The sequence below is a fragment of the Pseudoalteromonas piscicida genome, from assembly GCF_002744175.1.
Lineage (GTDB): Bacteria > Pseudomonadota > Gammaproteobacteria > Enterobacterales > Alteromonadaceae > Pseudoalteromonas > Pseudoalteromonas piscicida_B.
Window position 1 is genome coordinate 34,899 of sequence record NZ_NKHF01000043.1, and the last position, 21,808, is coordinate 56,706.

The 21,808-nt window shown below is 42.7% G+C and carries 16 protein-coding genes; 9 read left to right on the forward strand and 7 right to left on the reverse strand.

What is annotated here, in order from left to right:
• Positions 1-116: 116 nt before the first annotated feature.
• Positions 117-4,367: a hypothetical protein gene (locus CEX98_RS10165; protein ID WP_172439750.1), complete on the reverse strand. Its 4,251-nt coding sequence runs from the start codon at positions 4,365-4,367 to the stop codon at positions 117-119.
• A 180-nt stretch (positions 4,368-4,547) separates the two neighbouring features.
• Between CEX98_RS10165 and CEX98_RS10170 the strand changes: the two genes are divergently transcribed.
• Together CEX98_RS10170 and CEX98_RS10180 are read left to right on the forward strand one after the other, a co-directional pair.
• Positions 4,548-5,882 (forward strand): dicarboxylate/amino acid:cation symporter, encoded by a 1,335-nt coding sequence (locus CEX98_RS10170; protein ID WP_099641956.1) that lies wholly within the window; start codon positions 4,548-4,550, stop codon positions 5,880-5,882.
• A 553-nt stretch (positions 5,883-6,435) separates the two neighbouring features.
• A complete protein-coding gene (locus CEX98_RS10180; protein ID WP_099641958.1) occupies positions 6,436-6,663 on the forward strand; it encodes a helix-hairpin-helix domain-containing protein in 228 nt (75 codons plus the stop codon).
• A 112-nt stretch (positions 6,664-6,775) separates the two neighbouring features.
• On the opposite strand, the gene CEX98_RS10185 is transcribed toward CEX98_RS10180, so the two are convergent.
• From CEX98_RS10185 to CEX98_RS10195, 3 genes are all read right to left on the reverse strand, one after another.
• Positions 6,776-9,442: a TonB-dependent receptor plug domain-containing protein gene (locus CEX98_RS10185; RefSeq protein WP_099641959.1), complete on the reverse strand. Its 2,667-nt coding sequence runs from the start codon at positions 9,440-9,442 to the stop codon at positions 6,776-6,778.
• 309 nt (positions 9,443-9,751) lie between these two features.
• Entirely contained in the window at positions 9,752-10,402 is a 651-nt protein-coding gene (locus tag CEX98_RS10190) for a DUF2987 domain-containing protein (RefSeq protein WP_099641960.1), read from the reverse strand.
• Positions 10,392-11,213, reverse strand: a complete 822-nt coding sequence (locus tag CEX98_RS10195; protein WP_099641961.1) for a glucosaminidase domain-containing protein — start codon at positions 11,211-11,213, stop codon at positions 10,392-10,394. The genes CEX98_RS10190 and CEX98_RS10195 overlap by 11 nt, the downstream gene beginning before the upstream one ends.
• Before the next feature lie 255 nt (positions 11,214-11,468).
• Here CEX98_RS10195 and CEX98_RS10200 point away from each other — a divergent pair, with 255 nt between their 5' ends.
• Both CEX98_RS10200 and CEX98_RS10205 read left to right on the forward strand, forming a co-directional pair.
• Entirely contained in the window at positions 11,469-12,764 is a 1,296-nt protein-coding gene (locus tag CEX98_RS10200) for an anti-phage deoxyguanosine triphosphatase (RefSeq protein ID WP_099641962.1), read from the forward strand.
• A 113-nt stretch (positions 12,765-12,877) separates the two neighbouring features.
• Positions 12,878-14,821 carry an LTA synthase family protein gene (locus tag CEX98_RS10205; RefSeq protein WP_099641963.1) on the forward strand — a complete coding sequence of 648 codons (1,944 nt, stop codon included), beginning with the start codon at positions 12,878-12,880 and terminating at the stop codon, positions 14,819-14,821.
• Positions 14,822-14,909: 88 nt separating this feature from the next.
• Here CEX98_RS10205 and CEX98_RS10210 read toward each other — a convergent pair whose 3' ends face one another.
• Positions 14,910-16,151 (reverse strand): DEAD/DEAH box helicase, encoded by a 1,242-nt coding sequence (locus CEX98_RS10210; protein ID WP_099641964.1) that lies wholly within the window; start codon positions 16,149-16,151, stop codon positions 14,910-14,912.
• A gap of 222 nt (positions 16,152-16,373) precedes the next feature.
• On the opposite strand from CEX98_RS10210, the gene CEX98_RS10215 reads away from it, so the two are divergent.
• The gene (locus CEX98_RS10215; RefSeq protein WP_099641965.1) at positions 16,374-16,643 is read left to right on the forward strand and encodes a hypothetical protein; all 270 of its coding nucleotides are present in this window, start codon (positions 16,374-16,376) and stop codon (positions 16,641-16,643) included.
• 68 nt (positions 16,644-16,711) lie between these two features.
• Here CEX98_RS10215 and CEX98_RS10220 read toward each other — a convergent pair whose 3' ends face one another.
• Complete coding sequence (locus tag CEX98_RS10220) at positions 16,712-17,146, reverse strand: exonuclease III (protein WP_099641966.1); 435 nt, start codon at positions 17,144-17,146, stop codon at positions 16,712-16,714.
• Positions 17,147-17,470: 324 nt separating this feature from the next.
• Between CEX98_RS10220 and xthA the strand changes: the two genes are divergently transcribed.
• The 3 genes from xthA (at position 17,471) to rlmA (ending at position 19,952) form a co-directional block, all read left to right on the forward strand.
• A complete protein-coding gene (gene xthA / locus CEX98_RS10225) occupies positions 17,471-18,280 on the forward strand; it encodes an exodeoxyribonuclease III (protein WP_099641967.1) in 810 nt (269 codons plus the stop codon).
• Positions 18,281-18,531: 251 nt separating this feature from the next.
• Complete coding sequence (locus CEX98_RS10230; RefSeq protein WP_099641968.1) at positions 18,532-19,155, forward strand: energy-coupling factor ABC transporter permease; 624 nt, start codon at positions 18,532-18,534, stop codon at positions 19,153-19,155.
• Entirely contained in the window at positions 19,152-19,952 is an 801-nt protein-coding gene (gene rlmA / locus CEX98_RS10235) for a 23S rRNA (guanine(745)-N(1))-methyltransferase (protein ID WP_099641969.1), read from the forward strand. Before CEX98_RS10230 ends, rlmA begins: the two co-directional genes overlap by 4 nt.
• Before the next feature lie 55 nt (positions 19,953-20,007).
• Here rlmA and yfbV read toward each other — a convergent pair whose 3' ends face one another.
• On the reverse strand, positions 20,008-20,454 hold the full coding sequence (yfbV, locus tag CEX98_RS10240; RefSeq protein WP_099641970.1) for a terminus macrodomain insulation protein YfbV: 447 nt from the start codon (positions 20,452-20,454) through the stop codon (positions 20,008-20,010).
• Between the two features lie 152 nt (positions 20,455-20,606).
• Between yfbV and CEX98_RS10245 the strand changes: the two genes are divergently transcribed.
• Positions 20,607-21,806 (forward strand): acetate kinase, encoded by a 1,200-nt coding sequence (locus CEX98_RS10245; RefSeq protein ID WP_099641971.1) that lies wholly within the window; start codon positions 20,607-20,609, stop codon positions 21,804-21,806.
• The last annotated feature ends 2 nt before the right edge of the window (positions 21,807-21,808 follow it).

Consider the following 21,808-nt stretch of genomic DNA (forward strand, 5'->3'; position numbering starts at 1 on the left):
AATTTATGTACAATATTCAGCCAATTTAGGGACACATTCTTTTATATAAGGTTAAGGCACGGGAATATAAAGGAATAGAAACAAAAATGCCAACCCGAAAGTTGGCATTTGTTGAATTATCCTGCGTCCAGGACTCTAACTTTTGGTTCTAAGACAATCACCTTAGCGTCTTCACTCCCTCGTTCTGGATAAGTCACCCTCAGACTAATCTGTCCAGATGTAGAATCATTCGGACTGGTCTCAGGCTTTATAGTAAAGCTAAACGCGAAAGGTCTATCACTATTTGAACTTGGGACCGTTGCAGACACGCTGCCACCATCAATTTCTCCATTTGTCGTAGAGACCGCAATTTCAGTTCCTGCTGGAGGATAATTACCAAATTCATCGGATAAATAAACATATACCTCTACTGGTGCGCGATTAGTTGGATCGCTGAAATCAACAACGGAGACATCACACCAACCAGTAGAACCTGAAGTTTCTAACGTCAAAGCAGTGGTACTGGAGCAATCATTTGCTGCAACAGCAAATCGGACAAATGTATCATCGCCAGACATTACCAATTCCATTTTTCTGAATACATTTACCAACTCTCTCGAGCATTCACCTGCAGCAAGTGCCGCTTCAGAACAAAGTAGCCCGTTGTATAAACCATCACCTTCGTAGTTTCCGTCACCATCGATATCAAAGTCAAATAAGCCGTTATTGTTGCTATCAATCCAAACATCGTCATGTCCACCTGTCGCACTTCCTAGCGGAGAACAGGGATCAGGATCCGCATTGCTGTCGCAATCTTTTTTATCAAAACGACCATTTTCGTTGGTATCGATGAAAGCCTCTGTTAAATCAAATTCAGGGCGATACTCTCCAACATCAAATTGGCCATTTCGACGAGCAGTCACAACGTTACCATCTCCATCTAAGGTTGACTCTTCATCTCTGAAGCTTTCCTGCCCTTTCACATAAGCCAAAATGCTCACTCGCCCACCCATTACAACTCGTCTAAGTGCTTCTGCAACACTATCCGCACTTGAGGCGTTCTTCTGTCTAAACATACCGCCGATACAAGGAGCAGGTTTGCCAAAGTAAGGGTCACAGTTCCAATTGGTATTAGATTGTCTCTCCGCCTCGGTGGCTAATGATGCGCTTAAACGAGGGGCAACCCCTTCATGAGTCGCTGGGTTTCCGTCTATATCACCTATACGATTCCCCCACTCATACCCATAGAAAGGTCTATCACCCTGACTGCGCCATACAACGGTACAACTCGCATTATCTGTACGGCATTCATAGGTATCAGTTGAATCTATACTACCTACGGCCCCAGCTTCGGCCAGAATTGTCGCTGCGACACCGTCTGCACTGAATTGATTAAATTGATCGCCAAATCGCAAGGTCAAATTCACTGTTTCGCCATCATAGTAAAGGGCATTCGGATTAAAGACTCCTGCTGACAAGCTAAAGCTGTCTTGATCTGTCACTCCTGAGCTTAAAATTAACTGAGATGACACGCTATAAACCTGCTCTCCTAGAGGAATAACATACAGGCTACTGCCATCTGTTGGACAACGAGGATCTGAATTGGGGTCTGCTTGACATTTAGAAGCTATTTCGGGCCAACAAGTAACATTGTTTCCTTGAGTGTCGATAACAGATTGCGGTATCAAGCAAGCTGTAACAACTAATGGACCTGGAACGACACCTGACTTAACTGTCGTTCTAACAATACCGCTAGAATTAGTATTTCCAGAAACTTGAGTAAGACTCGCTACACCTTGATCATCTGAGAGTTTGAAATCCACCCTTGCACCAGAGATTGAGCGGTTATCTTCATCTAGCAACTTGAAGCTAAGAACAGATTGCGTAGGGATGCCTCCTTCTCCTGGCGGCAGCGCAATGAAACGCTCAAAGCCTTGCTCTTCTGGTAAAAACTGAATAGCCTGCGCCTGAGCAGTTTCAACTTCAATGGTAGTGGTACGAGTGATGGTTTGACTGCCATTAACCACGGTGACAGAAATCGTATCTTCCCCTTGACAACCTTTCGCGATATAAGTTGATTTCGCGGTGCCATTAGATGTAGAAACCGATTCGTCTAGCTCAGCTAATGCCGGAGTTTGATTACTGCAAAAAGAGCTAAATTCAACATCTAGTGAGCTGGTAATAGGTTGATTGTCTTGATCCGTTAAAGTCACCACTATTACCGTACTACCGCCAGCTTGTAATGGCACGTATCCAGTGTTGGGGTCATTCGGGTCGAGCTCAAGTCCATTTTTGATATCAACCGAAAGCTGTGATACACCAACTGCAAAATTCAATGAGTCTTGTGTATTGTCATAATCCAGAGAAGTCACCGTAACTCGACCAGCTCCTCCTTGATTACCTGGTTGAAGCTTTAATAATGCGATGCCGAAATCATCGGTTATTGCGGTTCCTGTCGCAGGTTGAATCGCGCCTAAAGTTGTCTCTGCTCGGATCAATGACGCCGCAACGCCGTCAGTAGACTGATTTGAGGTCACCTTTACAAATATATCGGCATTATCGTTAGAGTTGATTTGATTTACAACACGACAACCAGCATTTACAGGGTCAAGCTGCGCTTGATCTCTAGTACTTTCCCAACCAGCAGGACAATCAACGATAATACTTGTTTCAATTACAATTTCATTATCCTTGTCATCACCGAGTGATGAAAAGTTTAGAATTTGTGCAGCACTTTCACCTGCTTCTGCGTAACGTGCAATTAATTGTCCTGCACCAGCTAAAGAAGTAACTTGCATAGTGATCTGAGCTATGCCCTGAGCATCCGTCAATACTCTGCCAGATGATGGGATTAAGTTAGCGAACTCATCGGATTCAAACGTAATAATTTTATTTGCCTGAGGAGTTCCATCTTTTGTGAGTACAGCACTTACAACCAATGGCGTCCCCGTAGATAGTTCTCTACTATCTTCACCTTGTTCATTTTTTGAGGTTAGCGCAATAAATAATTCAGAAGTTGAGCCTTCAGAAATAAAATTGAAGTGTTGACTCGCATTACCTTGAGATTCGCTATAGTTAACTGTTACTCGACCAGCACCCACTAACTCAGTAGCTTGAAGCGTTACCTGAGCACGACCTTGCTGATCTGTCAGTACTGAACCTGAAGCAGGCTCAAGAGTGCCATAATCATCTACTTGAAATTGCAAGCGTTCATTCACCAAAGGCGTCCCTTCAAAGGTCAACTCTGCTGTCAGTAGCAAGGGTGAATTTCTTCCTACTGAGTTGCTAGCTTGACCATTCAAGTCCACGGCCGTCAGAGAGACTTCATACGGATTCGTGACTACACCATCGCCTGCTGAGGTGAAATTCAACGTTTTGGTTGCGGACCCACCATCGCTGAAGCTTGCAGTGATTTGACCTGCGCCAGCAACTGCTGTTGCAGTAATCGTGACTTCTGCCACACCTTGTGCGTTTGTCAGCACTGCGCCAGATTCAGGGTCCATCGTCGACACCTGATCATTTTGAAATACGACTCGAGCCCCCTCTACCGGGTTACCGTCCAAGGTTAAAGTTGCGCTCACGGTTAACGGATTTGCTCGAGACAATTCACTGCTTTGAGCCCCGTCGCTATTAACTGACGTCATGGTGATCATGTAAGGGTTGCTAGGATCATCCCCACCATCGCCTGCAGAGGTAAAGTTAAATTCCGTAGTCTTAACAGTGCCATTTGACTCATATACCGCAGTGAGCTGACCTGCTCCAGCAATGCCTGTAGCATACAGAGTTACTGTTGCAACGCCCTCAGCATTTGTGAGTACGGCACCTGACTCAGGCAATATAGTCGCAACTTGATCTATCTGAAATACGACTCTAGCACCTTCAATCAAAGCTCCTTTCTCTCTCACAACTACATTTACTTGCAATGGTGAAGCTTTTGACAACATATTATTTCCAGCTGATGAACTCACTCCTAATTCGATTAGTCCTTCAGAATCAAACGTCAGTTGTCTTGAAATAGTATTATTCTCTTGGCTGTAACTGGCAGTCAAGACACCTCTTCCCTCAGTTTCAGTGGCTTCAAGTGTTACTCTGGCTTTGCCATCATCACCTGTTGTTACTGTCACTGAAGCAGAAGTATTGATACGAGAAACAGCATCTGTTTCAAAGGTTATCGTTGCGCCAGAGACCGGCGTGCCATTGTTGGTTAGCGTTGCAACGGCTTCTAACGGTTGAGATGGTGCTAAATTGCCAGACTTATTTTCGAAGCTTAAAGTTAATGAAAAACTATCTGTGGTATCACCACCGTTATTTGTGTCTTTTTGAATACTACCGCCGCCACCGCAAGCGGTCAGTAAGAATGCAAGCATTATCATGCTAAAATAGCGCATCAAGGGCATTCACCTATCTCCCTAGCTAAGTTAATTTTATTATTGCTCAATAGTAACTCAATTTTAGCGATAAAATCACAATTTTTTATTAGATTAGGTAGATTTTCTGTCTTGAAATGCTGTTCATCTGCGCTAAGCCTGTTAAGCTTTACGGATTTTAAGATACATAGTGTTAGGACAATGTCAGAAAATCAAAAAATGGGCCTAACGGCGCGCATTATGATAGGGATGGTATTGGGCGTAGCGTTAGGCTTCGTCTTTCAAGCTATCCTCGGTGATAATAAAGAAATACTTATCCCTCTAGGGCTATTTGACCTGCCGGTTAAAGGCTTTTTTGTAGACGGTTTGTTCCATATCGGTGGTCAAATCTTTATTGCCAGCTTAAAAATGTTGGTTGTTCCTTTGGTGTTTATTTCATTGGTTTGTGGAACCTGTAGCCTGAGCGACCCGAAAAAACTAGGTCGTCTTGGTGGTAAATCAATCGGTTTATATCTCATTACAACCGCAATCGCTATCACAGTTGCAATTACACTGGCTTTACTTATAGCGCCAGGTGGTGGTGTTGAAGTACCAAGCACAGCATCATTCGATGCAAAGCAAGCCCCCACGCTAGTCCAAGTCATTATTAATATGTTCCCGACCAACCCAATCGACGCGATGGCGAGTGGAAACATGTTACAAATCATTGTTTTTGCATTGTTATTTGGTATAGCAATGGCATTAAGTGGTGATGCGGGCGCTCGCCTTGCTGCGGTATTTGAAGATTTAAATACGGTCGTACTAAAACTTGTTACACTACTGATGAACGTTGCGCCTTATGGTGTATTTTGTTTGATGGCTAAATTATTTACCACTATCGATATGGGCTTAATTGTTGAGCTTGGTAAATATTTTATGGTGGTGTTAGTTGCCCTGCTGATCCACGCATTTATTAACTATTCAATTCTGTTCAAGCTGCTAACTGGTTTGAGCCCGGTTGTTTTCTTGAAGAAAATGAAAGACGCTTGTATGTTTGCATTCAGTACTTCAAGCTCCAGCGCAACCATGCCGGTAACGTTAGAAACAGCGACGAAAAAGCTTGGCGCACATAACTCCGTTGCTTCGTTTACAGTACCTTTGGGCGCAACTATCAATATGGATGGCACTGCAATCATGCAAGGTGTTGCCACCGTGTTTATTGCCCAAGTATTTGGTGTAGATCTTACCTTAAACGACTATTTAATGGTTGTGCTTACCGCCACTCTCGCATCTGTTGGTACTGCTGGTGTTCCAGGTGTTGGACTCATTATGCTGGCAATGGTACTCAATCAGGTTGGGTTACCTGTTGAAGGTATCGCACTCATCATTGGTGTCGATAGATTGCTAGATATGACAAGAACAGCGGTTAATGTCACAGGTGACTGTATGGTTACTTGCGTGGTCGCTAAGTCAGAAAACGAATTTGACGAAGACGTATTTAACGATCCTGATGCAGCAAGAGAGCTAGAGGAAACCACTTCGAAAAGAAATCTCTAGATTAGCTAATTAGCGCAGTAATCGTAATTGCTGCGCTAATTTCGTGGCACAAGAATACCACCCTTCACTTGCTCTCAACACTATTTTTCCTCTAAGCCCTTAAGTTACACTCACTTGCATTTCACCACACCCTAACTAACCTTGATAAACAAATAGCTCAGATTAAAGGAAAGTAATCTGTGAAACCAATTACGATAGTTATGGATGACCGAGAACCTCAAGGTATGTTATGTCTGCTCCAAAAACACCCGCAACTTAGAACATACAAAAATCGTTTAGCCTGTGGCGACTATCTTATTGACGACTGGCTGGTTGTTGAAAGAAAACACCTGAGGGATTTAGTAGTATCGATCATAGACAGCTGACTCTTTACCCAGTGCTAAAGGTTAGCAAACTCTAATACACTGCACTTATCATTATTGAGGGCTGTGCAGCTGACCTGTCAAAGACTAGAGTTGACCGTAAAGTAGTGCTTGGGGCACTCGCTTGTGTAAGTTTGACTTTTGGTATACCAATACTTCGAACAACAACTCAAGAAGAAACAGTTAACCTCATGACATATTCAGCTCAACAACAGATTAAAAAACGTAACGACGCAATTGAGCGAAAAGGTTACAGAGCAAAAACACGATACGGTAAGCAGCTTTTCTTTTTACAAGGAATTCCGCATGTGGGGAGCAAACTTGCAAAAAAGCTACTCCATCATTTTGGTTCAATTGAAGCGCTAATAACAGCGAGCGATGCAGAACTCAGAGAAGTAGATAGAATTGGGCCGATATAGCACAGTCTATTCGCCAACTACTCACAACAAAAGTGTATTAACTAACGGTATTTTATAAACCTCCTGAAACCGCGCTATAAAGCGCGGCTTTCATCTTAACAAACTTAACGTATTAGAATTGATAAGCAAACTTCACGTATGCTTGGCGACCAAGAATACTGTGAGTCTTGTTATCGATACCCATAGATTCTGACGGTGCCAGTGGTGCTTCTTCATTGAACAAATTAGATGCCCCTAAGGTCACTGTAAGCTTGTCCACACCAATGTAACTTACACTAGTATCAACCGTAGTCCACGAGTCGATTTCATATTTATTACCATCACTGTCTGCAAGGTCTTTATATGAATCAATGTAGTTTACGCTGATATTCGCTAACCAATCATTCTTAGCCCAGTCCATACCCGCAGTCCAACGGAATTGTGGGTGTTGGTATTCACCATTTAAGTCTTCAGCCACATTAAAGGTATTACCTTGATCATCACTTTCAAAAGACTGCTCTTCAAAGTTAAGCGCATATGTCAGGTTGTAGTTAAACTTAAATTCACCCATATCACGAGTCGTCAGTGCATAGGCTAGATTAACATCAAAACCATCGGTTTCGCGGCCACCAATGTTAACAAAGGTGTCGTTAATAGACAGGATCCTACCCAGCGTACTACCTTGATTTGGTGCACGAACAACTAAATCAGGGTCCGTACCACAGCAATCCACTAGCTTCTGCGCACCTATTTTTTTGATCAGATCTTCTTGGTCATAGTTCCAATAGTCAACACCAATACTGAAATCGTCCGTTGCTTGCCACACTACACCTAGGTTGTAGTTTTCAGACTCTTCAGGCTGAAGACTCTTGTTACCCGATACAATAGCAGTGTATTCATAAGGGCTACAGTCATCATCAGCGCCAGTTTGACGACAACGCTCACGGTCAATCACGCTTGGCGATTCGTCCGTTCTACCTAAGTGAAGCTGAACAAGAGAAGGCGCTCTAAATGCTGTCCCCCAAGAACCACGAACTACAAGACTGTCGAGCGGCGCCCAGCGGAATGCCACTTTTGGATCAGTCGTTGTACCAAAATCACTATAATCTTCATAACGTAGTGCCAGTTGCAGCTCTAATGTATCAAGCACAGGCACGCTAAATTCTGCAAATATAGCCGTATTATCACGGTCACCATTTGCTTGAGTGGCTTCGGTACCAAAGATTTCACCCCGGATATACTGGCTATCTGGGTTATCTTCTATCTTTTCATAGCGATGTTCAAAACCGAAAGCAGCAGCAACATAACCTGAGCTCAACTCAAATAATTCACCTGAAACCGTACCATCTAGTGACTGCATTGTTGATGCACCGTACCGCGTAGTGGTAGTTTCAAAGAAAGCTAGTCCTGCTTCTGTGTTTGTGCTCGGCTCAAACGGGTTCCATAATCCTTCATCAATGGCTTGTTGTGCTCTCAACTTATTAGGAAAGCCATCAAATCCCTTTTCTACTGCGCTTGAACGAATAGCTGAATAAGCCACTTCCCAAGACCAAGCATTCCATTCACCTCTAGCACCAAGCACCGCTCGGTAGTATTCAGAATCTACGTCTTTTTTACGGTTACCGATATCAACCGTACGACGTCGCATTGAAATATCTACACCATGTAAAAAGTGATCTGGGTCGTTAAATAGTGGATGGTTTGGATTACCACCACCCATAAATAGTTCGGTGAAGCTCGGACTACCCGCCCCTTGAATAAAGGTCGAAGAGTGCTGTGCTGAGATTTCAGCAAAGCCTTCTACACCATCCATGATTTCCTGTACGCCGTTATAGTTAAAACTGATACGCTCAGTAGAGGGCACTGCTGTCATATGCGGTGCATAGTCGTAGCGACAAAGGTTACCAATGTCGAGCGCAGGATCACATTTATCGTTACCCCAAACATCGGTAAAGGTTGTTTGTCTTACCTCTGTACCATCATCTTCAACGCGCACAACAGGTAAACCAGCCCATTGCTCATCAGTTAGCATGCTTCTTACAACTTCAATACTACCTGGAACGCCTGCAGAGCTAAGCGAGTTATTACCGCCACGAAAGCGTTGATCAGCTGTTGCTGTATAGTCTCGGTCGGCATAAGTTAAGTGGCTGCGCTTGAAGTAGTCTAGTGAAAAGTTATGATGACCATTTTGTGTTGACGATCCCCAAAGCAGTGTGAAGTTTTGCTCATCTGCGCCACCATCTGCTGTATTAGATACTTTACCGGCGACTTCAAAGCCATCAATATCATCGCGCAGGATAATATTAATAACCCCAGCTACCGCATCAGAACCGTAAGTTGCAGACGCACCATCTTTTAAAATATCAATGCGTTTGACTGAAGAAACAGGAATGGTATTTAAGTCAACAAATGACGTTTCGATGTCTTTTGCAAAAGGACTCACTGCAACTCGGCGACCATTGATTAAGACCAAAGTCGACGAAGCGCCAAGTCCTCGTAGCGCGACACTTGAGCCTCCGTTTGCGGTATCATCACTCGAGTTACCTTGTGTACTAAATGTACCAGTTCCTGACACGGGTAGTTTTTGCAGCGCTCCAATCAGATCTGTTGAGCCTGTTGATGCTAGATCTGCAGCAGATAAACTTTGGATCGGTGATGGGCCTTCAAGGTCGGTTCTTTTGATGTGAGAGCCGGTTACCTCAATACGTTCAATTTGCTCCGATTCTTCCGCCTTAACTTGTTGATTCATGCCGATTAAAACGGCAATAGAGAGTGCGCTAAGTGGTAATTTGTAGGTCATCCTGTTTCCCCTTAAGTTAATAATTACACTGTAGTTTTTTTAATAATCCAGTCATTATTAACACACCAAAGCAACTTTAACAACGCATTTATTTAACAATAAGTTTCCATTTAAGGGGCGTACTAACAAGAAAGTACGCTGAATGGGTAGCACCATTCAATAACTCAGAATATTGCAAAAATAGAGAAGATAAGGGATCGGGGAAGATTTCAGGTTGAACTGTTACGGTGAATGAAGGCGTTATAAATAACTTAAAAAATATAGTGTGTGAATTAAGTTGTTACAAACGCCTTCGCGACTAGCTTGCAATTATAGGGCAAGCCAAGGCTGCACTGACTTTATATCCGAAGTATCAGCAAAATGCGTAGTGTCATCTTGCCAAGTTGCGGGGATCGTTATTTCACACACGGTTGAGGCACATTGAGTGATTTCACCATCAGGCTCAAGGCTACTATCCCAAGTTACGATAACCCCTTTTTGATCGGGGAGTAAAAACGATAGTAAATGTTTTACAAAAAAACCGGACAAGTCAGCAAGTAATGTTTCAAACTCAACCTGCATTTTGTAGATATCTGCTTTTGTTACCGCTTCAGTATTAAAAAGCTCAGCTTCAATCTGCATTTTTAATTGGCAATTGGTGTTTTGGCCGAGTGTGTCGATCACCACTTTTGCTTTGTCCTTATCTAATGTTTTGTCAAACGGTAGTAACAGCTGACCTTCCTCTGTGTAGGACAACGCAAAGCTGGCTTCTTCAGTAACAATATTCCCTGAGCTCACCTTACACGGCTGCATACTCAGCGTATCGACTAAATAAAAACCAACACGAGCAAATTCAAACTCTCCTTTATTTACTACTTTTAATCGATCATAAAAGCTGTCATAAGCAAAGGTCACAGTGTTTGCTGAGGCAAAAGTGCTCCATAAAGCGACTAAAAAGGTGAGTATTATTTTATTCTTCATCAAAATACGCTCTGTTGTGTCTGATCATATCGTTAAGCTCGGTGATGTAGTCCTCACCACGTTCTGAATAATTCAGTAGTCCAGCAGTCAAAGCCGTTGCCTCAATAGGTGCTTTTTGCGCTCTAAGATTGGCGCGCACACTTCTTAATTCCCGATACGCATCATGGGTATTGATATTCCTAAAATAGGATTTCACCGCAGCTCGCACAGACTGGAACGCTCTTACTTCGTGATCGGCCGCATCTGCTCGACGTCTCGGAACCATACCGCAGCCTTTGGTATAACACCACTGACCAAAAAAGTTAAGCCCTATTCTCGCAAACCTTGACGTACCCCATGCAGACTCGTTTGCTGCCTGCATTAGCGCCAACTCTTTTGGAATAATATCAACTCGTCGTAATGCCTGTTTTAGCGAGGCTTCATCAATTGCCTGCTCCTTTAGACCGTACTTAGCAAAAATAACCCCTATTTTCTCAGTTTGTTTACGCGTCAGCGTCTCATCAAACTGCAACATCATTAGAGCAATATCAAGTGTTGCGCGCTGCTCTAAGATCAGCTTATTTTCAGCCTCGACATGCGGCTTAATAAAATCAAAAAAAGCCTTCTTTTTTTCTTTTACATCACTGAACGATGAAAAATCTGGCAGTTTAACGTTATGAAGTGGCTTTTCAGGCACTCTCGGTGCTACCTGAGTTTCCTCTTCCTCTTTATCTACCACAGAGATTGGCGTCGTCTCATCCTGTATAAAGGGATAGATCAGTGCCCAAATCGTCACTAGAGCAACAATTATTTTAATCAATTTAGCTTGCATACTTATCCTCGTATCGGCGTTGTTCTAAAAGCAGAGTCTTTTCCGTCAGTCTCGAAGAACTTTTCTTTAGCTCAACACAGCAATCAGGTTATCCTGTTACCATATACGTGTTGATTCGCTGAATGCGCCATAATTTACAGTATTCAAAAAATAGCGGCAGATAATAGCAAAAGCCGCCATTAAACGCGAATTTTCGTTCAGTTATCGTACATAGTTTAGACGAGATCTTGAATTTAAGAAAAAGGAACACTTAGTATGACGGCTAATGCTTGGCAACAGCGCCTGCTAGCACAGCAAAAAAATAGACCTAACGACAACCGCTCGCCTTGGCAAGTGGACCGTTCAAGAATTATTCATGCGGCAGCTTTTAGACGCTTGCAAGCAAAAACACAGATCATGGCAATCGGCGTTAACGACTTTTATCGCACCCGCCTGACTCATTCGTTAGAAGTGTCTCAAATAGGCAGCGGTCTATTACGCCATTTAAGAAAACAACACCCTGAATTTGAGCATTTTCCGTCAACCAGTCTTATTGAAACTTTATGTTTAGCGCACGATATTGGACACCCGCCTTTTGGCCACGGTGGAGAAATAGCGCTCAATTACCTTATGCGTGATCACGGCGGGTTTGAAGGAAACGCACAAACCTTGCGCATCGTCACCAAATTGGAACCATACACTAAAGGTTATGGCATGAACTTAACACGCCGCACCTTACTGGGTTTTATTAAATATCCTGCATTAATAGACTCGCTGTGGTATCACCAGCCAACGCAAACAAAAAGTCGAAAATACATATTGTCGAGTGATTGGCTACCAGCAAAAGGCATTTATCAGTGCGACCAATCGGTATTTGATTGGATCCTCTCGCCATTTTCTCAAAACGACCAAATAAAGCTGCAAGAAACCGAGGTAAAAGACACTTTCCGTCACAAGACAAAGTTTAAATCGTTAGATTGTGCCATTATGGAATATGCCGATGATATCGCCTATGCAGTTCATGATTTAGAAGATGCGATTGCAACCGAGACCCTTAACGAGTCTGAGTGGTACAACTTCGCACTGCCTGAGTTACAGAAATTAGATTCTCCGTGGTTAAAACAAAACCTATCTCGAATAACAGACAGTTTATTTTCTCAAGAAGAATCAAATCGCAAAGATACCATCGGCGAATTAGTTAATCTTTTTATTGTTAACTGTAAATTGACCACTCAACATCCGGAGTTTGAATCTCCGCTACTCCACTTTACTGTTGCGATGAGTCCAGAATTTCAGGATATTTTACAGGTACTTAAAATTTTTGTTTATCGTCGCTTGATCCGAGAACCAAAAATGCAGCAAATAGAATTTAGCGGTCAGAACTTGCTCATTGACTTGTTTGAGGTTTTAGCCAGTGATCCGATGCGCCTTTTACCCTATACCACACAAGCGCTCTATCAACAGGCTCAAGATGAGACCGAACAGATGCGAGTATTGGCGGACTATCTCGGTGGCATGTCTGACGAGTACGCCCGGAAAACGCATAGTCGTTTGTTTACAGGCGAGCTATAAATCTAAGTATTGTGGCTGTGCGCAGCCATGATCCCCCCCATTTTCTTCTCCTAAGTTTTTCTTAAGGTTTGTTGCGTAGCCTGTGACCATTTAGAGACTAGCCTCAGCAAACTATGAACCATAAAACTTATTTAACGCCTTATGCAAAACCCTTCATTGCGTTTTTTCTCACCTTATTAATAATACTAACCATGAGCCGCATAGGTTTGTCTGTTTGGATGTGCCATAGAATGACCGACATGAACCTGCTCGCGGTTATTGTATCGGGGTTAAGAGTTGATTTAAGTTCTATTGCCTATTTGGCCATACCTCTTTTGCTCGCGATGAGTATACACTTTGTTATGCCACCACCAGCAAAGCGCTTGTTTTCATTTTTGATTGTGGCATACATTACTATTTGCCTTACCTCTGTGCTGTTACTTGAAGCCGCCACACCAGCATTTATCCAGCAATACGATGTCAGACCCAACCGACTATTTATAGAGTACTTAATCTATCCCAAAGCGGTCTTTTCTATGTTGCTAAGCGGTCACTTGGGGGTTGTGATATTCACCTTACTGTTATGTCTTTTGGCTGTAATAACCACCCTGAAGTATTTTCCTCGTATTGGCAATGAGATACCTTCAAAACGCAGCATGACTATCTCGACTGTTTGCAGCCTTATCTGCTTAGCGCTGCTTGCACGAGGCACTTTGGGTCATAGGCCACTTAACCCGGCTACCGTCTACTTCTCACAAGATGCACTGATTAATTCGCTGCTCTTAAACTCTGCTTACAGTGTTGCTTTCGCAGCAAAAAATATGGGGAGTGAAAAAAGTGCCAGTGCTTTGTATGGCACCTTATCTAATCAAAAGGTGATTGATACGGTGAGAGAGGCAAGTTTTAAGCACGAATTTATTTCTGAGCAAATACCCACGCTTGCGACCAATCAGGCTTACCATCAAGGACAAAAAAAGAACTTAGTGATCATTTTGGAAGAAAGTTTAGGAGCTCGATTTGTTGGCGCTTTAGGCGGTAAAAACTTAACACCTGAGCTCGATAAGCTATATCAAGAAGGCTGGGGACTGAAAAACTTGTATGCGACAGGCACCCGATCAGTACGGGGGATAGAGGCCGTTGTTAGCGGGTTCTTACCCTCTCCGTCACGCTCAGTCGTTAAACTTTCCAAGTCACAACAGCAATTTTATACCTTAGCGGATGTATTGAGCAGAGAAAATTATACAACCCAGTTTATATACGGGGGTGAAAGTCACTTTGACAATATGAAAAGCTTTTTCTTGGGAAACGGCTTTCAAGACATAGTAGATTTTGACGATATCGAAAACCCAGCGTTTGTTGCGTCTTGGGGAGTAAGTGATGAAGATCTGTTTAATCAAGCGGATAAAGAATTAACTAAGCTTAGCAAAGAAGAAAAACCATTTTTTAGTTTGATCTTTACATCTAGCAATCACGACCCGTTTGAAATTCCTGACGGAAAAGTAGCGTTATCAAAAAATCACCAAAGTGATAGACCCGAACGAGATCTTGCAATCAAGTACGCCGACTATGCGCTCGGAGAGTTTATTAATAAGGCCAAACAAAGTCGTTACTGGCAAAATACAATATTTTTAGTCGTTGCAGATCATGATGTTAGGGTTTACGGCTCAGAGCCAGTTCCTATTAAATCCTTCCACATCCCAGCTGTTATTTTGAATTCAAGCTTCAATCACAAACAAGACCAAAGGCTGGTGAGTCAAATCGACCTTCCCGTCACATTGCTGTCACTGATAGGCATTGAACAACCAACCCCTATGCTTGGCTTTGACCTCACCAAACACTACCCTGTCGAGCGAGCCATGATGCAGTACTATGACAACTTTGCCTATATTGAAAATCAGCAAGCGGCAATATTAATGCCTGGGCACAAAGTGAGTTATTGGGAATATAATGTTGAAAGTAAACTCCAGTCTCCATTAAAAGCAGCTAAAGATTCAGCCCAACTCAGAGACAAAGCGCTGTCGCATGTTTTATTTAGTAACTTAGCCTATCAAGAGCAGCTTTATAGGTTAAAAGATTAGCGTCAAAATAAACAACAAAAAGGCGCTACAGCTCAGCGCTTAAGGCGGACTTCGTAAGCTCAATACTGAGATTGAGCTTACACTTTTATCATTTTCTTTTACGCTTAGTTCGAGTACCTAAAATCCGCTTTTTATCCCTTTGTTTTTTAGACTTTCCCGTATTGCGGCGATTATCTTTGGCTTCTCGTGTTAAATCAGGCTCATAACCCGGCAGCCACTGTGGGGCAAAACGCTCATCAAGAAAGATCTCGATTTCTTCTAATAACCATTGCTCATCAATACTAACCAAAGAAATGGCTTGACCACTTTGTCCAGCTCGACCACTGCGGCCAATACGATGTACATAATCCTCAGCTACGTAAGGTAACTCAGCATTGAACACATAATTTAACGAGTCAATATCAATACCACGTGCAGCCACATCAGTGGCGACTAAAACACGAATATCACCTGACTTAAACTGAGCCAGAGCTTTGTCCCTTGCGCCTTGAGATTTGTCACCGTGGATTGCGGCTGTTTTTAGCCCATCTTTATTGAGCTCTTTTGCATAATTGTCGGCACTGTTTTTTGTGCGGGTAAAAATGAGTACCTGATGCCAATTATTTTTACCAATTAGATGTGCAATCAGCTCCTGCTTACGCTCTTCATCCACAGAGTAAAATATTTGTGTTACCGTATTCGCAGCACGATTTTCAGCTTCAACACCGACCCGTTTAGGATCACGTAACCACGGCTTTACTTGTGATAAAACCGTATCATCAACTGTTGCTGAGAATAACAATGTTTGACGCTCGCGTGGCATATGGCGCATGATCCGTTTAATTTCACCCATAAAACCCATATCAAGCATTCGGTCAGCTTCGTCAAAAACAAGGTGGCAAATGCTGTCAAGTGATAACGTATTTTTGATAATGTGATCAAGCAAACGCCCTGGTGTCGCAACGACAATATCAACCCCAGCTTTTAAACGTTTTTCTTGGGGACCAATATTTGCCCCGCCGTATAAACATGCCACCTTCAATTGTGTTTGTCCTACCAACTGCTCAGTATGCGCTGCCACCTGTTGCGCTAATTCACGCGTGGGTGTTAATACCAGCGCCTTGACGGTGCGATTCTCATTGTCGTTGCTTTTACTGGCCAATAGCTTGTGCAAAATTGGTAACATAAAGGCCGCCGTTTTACCCGTTCCGGTTTGAGCGCTGGCAATTAAGTCGTTCCCCTGTAGCACTAGTGGAATACTTTTTTCTTGAATTGGCGTCGCAGCTTCATAACCCAGCTCTGACACGGCGCTTAATAAATCAGGATGGAGTTGTAACTCGCTAAATTTCATCAATTATCATTACTAAATAAAAATTATGGCGATTATAGCAAAAAATTATCCAAGCATTACAAAGTTAACCTACCAGCTTTGACAACAAGCTGACAAAGCCAAGAGTTGCTGCCCTAAAGGCCCGCCAACACTTGCGTTTATTTACTTGAACAGTAACTGTTGTGTGTGTTTTATTGGTAAATGTATTAACAAGAGGTATCGTGATTAATAAGGAAATTTTTTATGTCTCGAAAAAGCTTAAAACATATTACTATTGCCTGCGGTATTATCGCTATATTACCACTCATTGGTCTTTTGAGCGCAGAGCTGGCCGTTGCTATTCTCAACTGTCGGGTATCGGAGACTGGTACTTCTGATTGTATTGTTGCTAATAAAGATATTGGAATGTGGCTAGCTGTACTTTATAGCGGAGGCTGGTTCAGTATTATCACAGTGCCAGTTGCAGGATTAATGACCGTAATTTGTTATAAAAAATACCGTGATGTGAATTAGCCGGCGACAAGAAAAAAGGTGCATTATGCACCTTTTCAAACATCAATACTGCTTTGCTTACGTAGCAATTAGATCGCTGCGTTTCTGAATTCTTTCACGAATTGTTTAACCGGCATGTCATTACAACGTAGGTTTCTTACCTGTTGACTATTTAAACGCAAGTTATTTACGCCATGGCGCACTGCATCAAGACATAGCTCAGTCGCAGTGTCAGATTTTTCAGCCACTAACTCTACTTTCTTTTCTTGTTTCTGGATACGTTGTGAAGCTTTTGCAAACTCACGAATGTCTTCACCGTTACACTGAATGCTTGGTGAGAAACGAGAAATGTAAAGGCCTAATGATGCTGCTTCTTTACGCGCTGCACTAAACCCTTGCTCTGCGGCAATGGTACAAACTTTAGTCGCTGGTGAAGCATCGGCTTGAGTAAACTCAACCTGCGAAGCAAAAGCAGTTGTAGAAGCGAAAGAAACAAGACCCAAGAAAGAGAGAGATTTAAGCATAATATACCCCAATTGAACGATTCGGGGCGGATTATAATTACATCGAAGAATAAGTAAACAGATAAATCATGCAAATTTGGTTATTTAATGATCTATTTACACTAAGCTAAAGTCTTCGTTATGCTGACGCTAAACTTGTGTAAAATTTAACATGTGGACATACCACCATAACGGCGCAAAGACCTAGCCAGCTACAGAAAATTTGCCGTATATTGAGAAATCACTTCTTATCCCGAGTTCAGGTTAATTATACCCAATCGCTGACCCTCTCGTTTTTAAATGATAAACTTTGACAAATAACAGCAAGAATCTATAGAGAGCGCTATGAAAATTGTTTCTTTTAACATTAATGGCCTAAGAGCTAGGCTACATCAATTACAAGCACTAATTGAAAAGCATCAGCCTGACGTTATTGGACTTCAGGAAATCAAAGTTCATGATGAGGCCTTTCCCATCGATGATGTGGAAGCACTTGGCTATCACGTTTATTTTCATGGGCAAAAAGCCCATTATGGCGTTGCCCTGCTCTCGAAGAAACCAGCAAAAACGATTCAAAAAGGGTTTGCAACGGACACCGATGAATCACAACGTAGAATGATCAGTGGCACATTTGAAAGTGACTCAGGTGCCGATGTCACTGTGATGAATGGCTATTTTCCGCAAGGAGATAACATCAATCACGAAACAAAATTCCCATATAAAAGGCAATTTTATGCTGATCTCATGACACATTTAAATGAATTTGCCGACCCTCAATCAAACTTAATCGTGATGGGTGACATCAATATTTCGCCACAAGACGCTGATATCGGTATTGGTGAACAAAATCGAAAACGTTGGCTTAAAACCGGTAAATGCTCTTTCCAACCTGAGGAGCGTGAATGGTTGAAAACGCTCATGGACTGGGGTTTTAAAGATACCTTTAGAACTTTAACACCAGATGCAACAGAAAAATACTCGTGGTTTGACTATCGCTCAAAAGGCTTTGACGACAACCGAGGCCTGCGCATTGACGTTGTGCTGGCAACCGATCCATTGATGACCAAGTGTGTTGAAAGTGACATAGATTATGAGCTAAGAGGCATTGAAAAGCCGTCAGATCATGCGCCAATTTGGGCGACTTTCGACATATAATAATCGGCAAGTCTCTGCCGAGCGAATTAGTTCATCGTTCGGCCCTTGCCAACATAACTAACCTGAGCTTCGGATAATTAATGCCTTTCTAGCAGCCAGTTACAGAATGTAGGCACCTTAAAGAGCAGGACGCGGTGTTATCTCTATAACTTTTTGGCTAGACAAGGAAGTAGCTAAATGTATTTAAAAGCAATAAGTTAGCTCATTCCTTATGCAAGCCTCAGGTTAACTATTAAAATCTGGATAGAAACGTGACATTTATCGCAGCCCTTGGGTTATTTTTACTCAGTTTTAATCGCAACGAATACCAACAATTGCTACAAGTAGCTGCCCGGCAAACCGGTGTATTAAGCAGTGCTGTGGTACTTACGCTGTTGTGGCAAATTAAAGCGGGTATTTTGCCTGAACTTAATATCCATATTTTAGGGGTAACCGCCGTAACCCTTATTCTCGGGTGGCGCCTTGGTGCACTGAGTGCGACCCTAGCCTGTATTATACATACCTACTTTAATGACTTAACGCTAGTAGCATTTGGCAATTTCTGGTTGTTTACGGCACTGATCCCCGTTTATTTGAGCTATGTGCTCTTTGCGCTGTGTTACCATCATTTACCGCGGCATTTTTTCGTTTATATTTTTGTTTGCGCATTTATCTTTGCCGGCACGGTTGGTTGCATAAAAATACTATTAAGCGCGCTCTATTACTATGCAATAGATGCCTATACTTGGTATCAACTAGCTGATAACTATTTGCATTTTGCAGTAATCATGTGGTTTCCTGAAGCCATGTTAAATGGCATGGCCATCACGTTGTTGATCACATATCGCCCACACTGGGTTAAAACTTTTTTTGATAGGGAATACTTAGACAAATGATCTCCCACTACCGCTGTCCTCTTTGTAAACAGCCTCTATATCAAGGCGGTACTAGCTATAGCTGTAATAATAATCACCAGTTTGACATTGCCAAAGAGGGTTATGTCAACCTATTGCCGGTCCAGAATAAAAAGTCCAAACAACCTGGTGATAACCAAGAAATGGTTGCTGCACGTCGTGCATTTTTTGAAACTGACCATTATCACTTCCTCCGAGATAAACTGGCGCAATTGGTGTCTGAAAAGTCCCCTTCTACGCTATTAGACTTGGGATGTGGAGAAGGTTTTTACACCCGCGAAATCGCCAAACGCTGCCAAAGTGCAAAAGTATATGGTGTTGATATTGCCAAACCCGCGATACGCTACGCCGCTAAGCGCTACCCTGAAGTGGCGTTTAGCGTGGCTTCTATTAAAGAGGCACCGTTTGAAAGTCAATTTGCAGATGTGATTGTCAGTATTTTTGCACCGGTTTTTGCCGAAGAATTAGCGCGGCTGTGTCAGAATAACGGGAGCTTGTTTGTTGTTTCCCCGGGTGAACATCACCTGTTCGAGCTTAAGTCACTTATTTACGATAGTGTGAAGCTACACAAGGCACCTGACACACCGACAGGCTTTGAATTGGTAGAACGTACTAAACTGCAACAGACCCACATAATGGATTTTGATTGCGTTCAGCATTTAATCATGATGACACCGTTCGCTTGGAAGTTTAAGCAAGAACATATGGATAGATTACAAAAGACGGACCGGATTGAAATCACCCTTGCGTTTTTGATCAACGAATACAAGCGCAGTTAATGATAAACTAGCACCGCCTACCGGCCCTATTTTTTAGGTAGGCATTTACCTCGCCTCAAAGGTTTTCTTTGGTAAATGCCTTGTCCATTTTTTCGAACATGTCTTTCAGTAGCCGTGCCAAATCTCTATATCTCGGTTTTCTTGACGACAATGGTGAATCATAGCCATTAGCTACCATCTTTTGATGTAATTCGGTATACCATGAATAGAGCGCCGGATTTAACGGCGTTTCAGCTCTTTTACCTAACCATAAAAGCCCCTGCACCGGTAGCGATAAAAAGAACAGCGCAATAGCAATTGCCTGTGGCAAATATTGAAACCCAAGCTGACTGGTTTGAAGAAACAAGGTAAACACCGCCAACATTGGCATGGTATTTAAAGCAAGCTCTGTCGCCTTTATTACCCGAAATTCGGGAAATAGTGGTGCAAGCTCCTTGCGCATAGGCCACTCTTTCGAGTATTGACGTCCAAGTTGCACTTGCGAAATAAGACTTTTTTGCATCATAACTCCTAGGTGCTAACTTTTATATAAAAAATGAGGTAAAATTGTCGTCTTTACTGTCAACTATACCTTAGTCTAAATGCGTAGCTTATATGCGCTATAGCTTTAAGCTTAATACGCAATAACTGTTATTGTCAAAACGGAAAGTCATTATGTCATCTCAGCATGTTTTGGTTCTTAATTGTGGAAGCTCTAGTCTTAAGTTTGCGATCATCGATAACGCAACTGGCGACGAGATATTATCTGGTCTGGCTGAACGCCTCGCTGATCAAGCCCCACAAATAAAATATAAGTTCCAAGGCAACAAGGAAATCGTGCCCCTTAATAGTGGTGATGCACACCAAGTTGCAATCACTACACTTGTAAAACTCATCAAAGATCTTTCTTTAGATGCTGATCTTGTCGCTGTCGGCCACCGCGTAGTGCATGGCGGAGAGCGCTTTACACAGTCAGTCATTATTGATGACTCCGTTATTAAAGCAATTGAAGAAACCGCAAGCCTTGCACCTTTGCATAACCCAGCCAATTTGTTGGGTATCCGCGCAGCACAAGCAGCGTTTGCTCATTTACCTCAAATTGCAGTATTTGATACGGCTTTCCACCAAAGTATGGATCAAACCGCCTACCTTTACGCCTTGCCTTATTCTCTTTATCGTGAACATGGCGTTAGACGCTATGGCTTCCACGGTACAAGTCATGCTTATGTATCGGCACAAGCTATCGAGGTTTTAGGGTTAAAAGATACGTCATCTCGAATTATTACCGCACACTTGGGTAATGGTTGCTCAGTAACGGCAATTAAAGACGGTAAGTCCGTTGATACCAGTATGGGATTAACTCCGTTAGAAGGCTTAGTCATGGGCACTCGCAGCGGCGATATCGATCCTGGCTTATTCTCATTTCTTGCCAATCAGCTGAATTATTCAACGCAGCAAATAGATACTTTGTTGAATAAGCAAAGTGGCTTACTTGGCATCAGCGAGCTTTCTAACGACTGCCGTACCATCGAAGAAGCAGCGCAAGAAAACCATCCTCAGGCCTCCTTAGCATTAGATATTTTCTGCTATCGATTAGCCAAACAGATTGCCAGTTTCTTAGTCCCGCTGGGCGGTTTAGACGCACTTGTGTTCACAGGTGGTATCGGAGAAAACTCTGATGTGATCCGAGAGAAAGTCGTTAATCAACTGAGCTTCCTCGGTATGAAGATTAACACTGAGAGCAATCTTAACGCCCGTTTTGGTGATCAAGGTATTATCACTGATGCCTCACACACTCCGGTTGCGATGGTGATCCCAACGAATGAAGAGTGGGTTATTGCTAACGATGCTGCAACGCTGGCAAAAGGAGTATAATA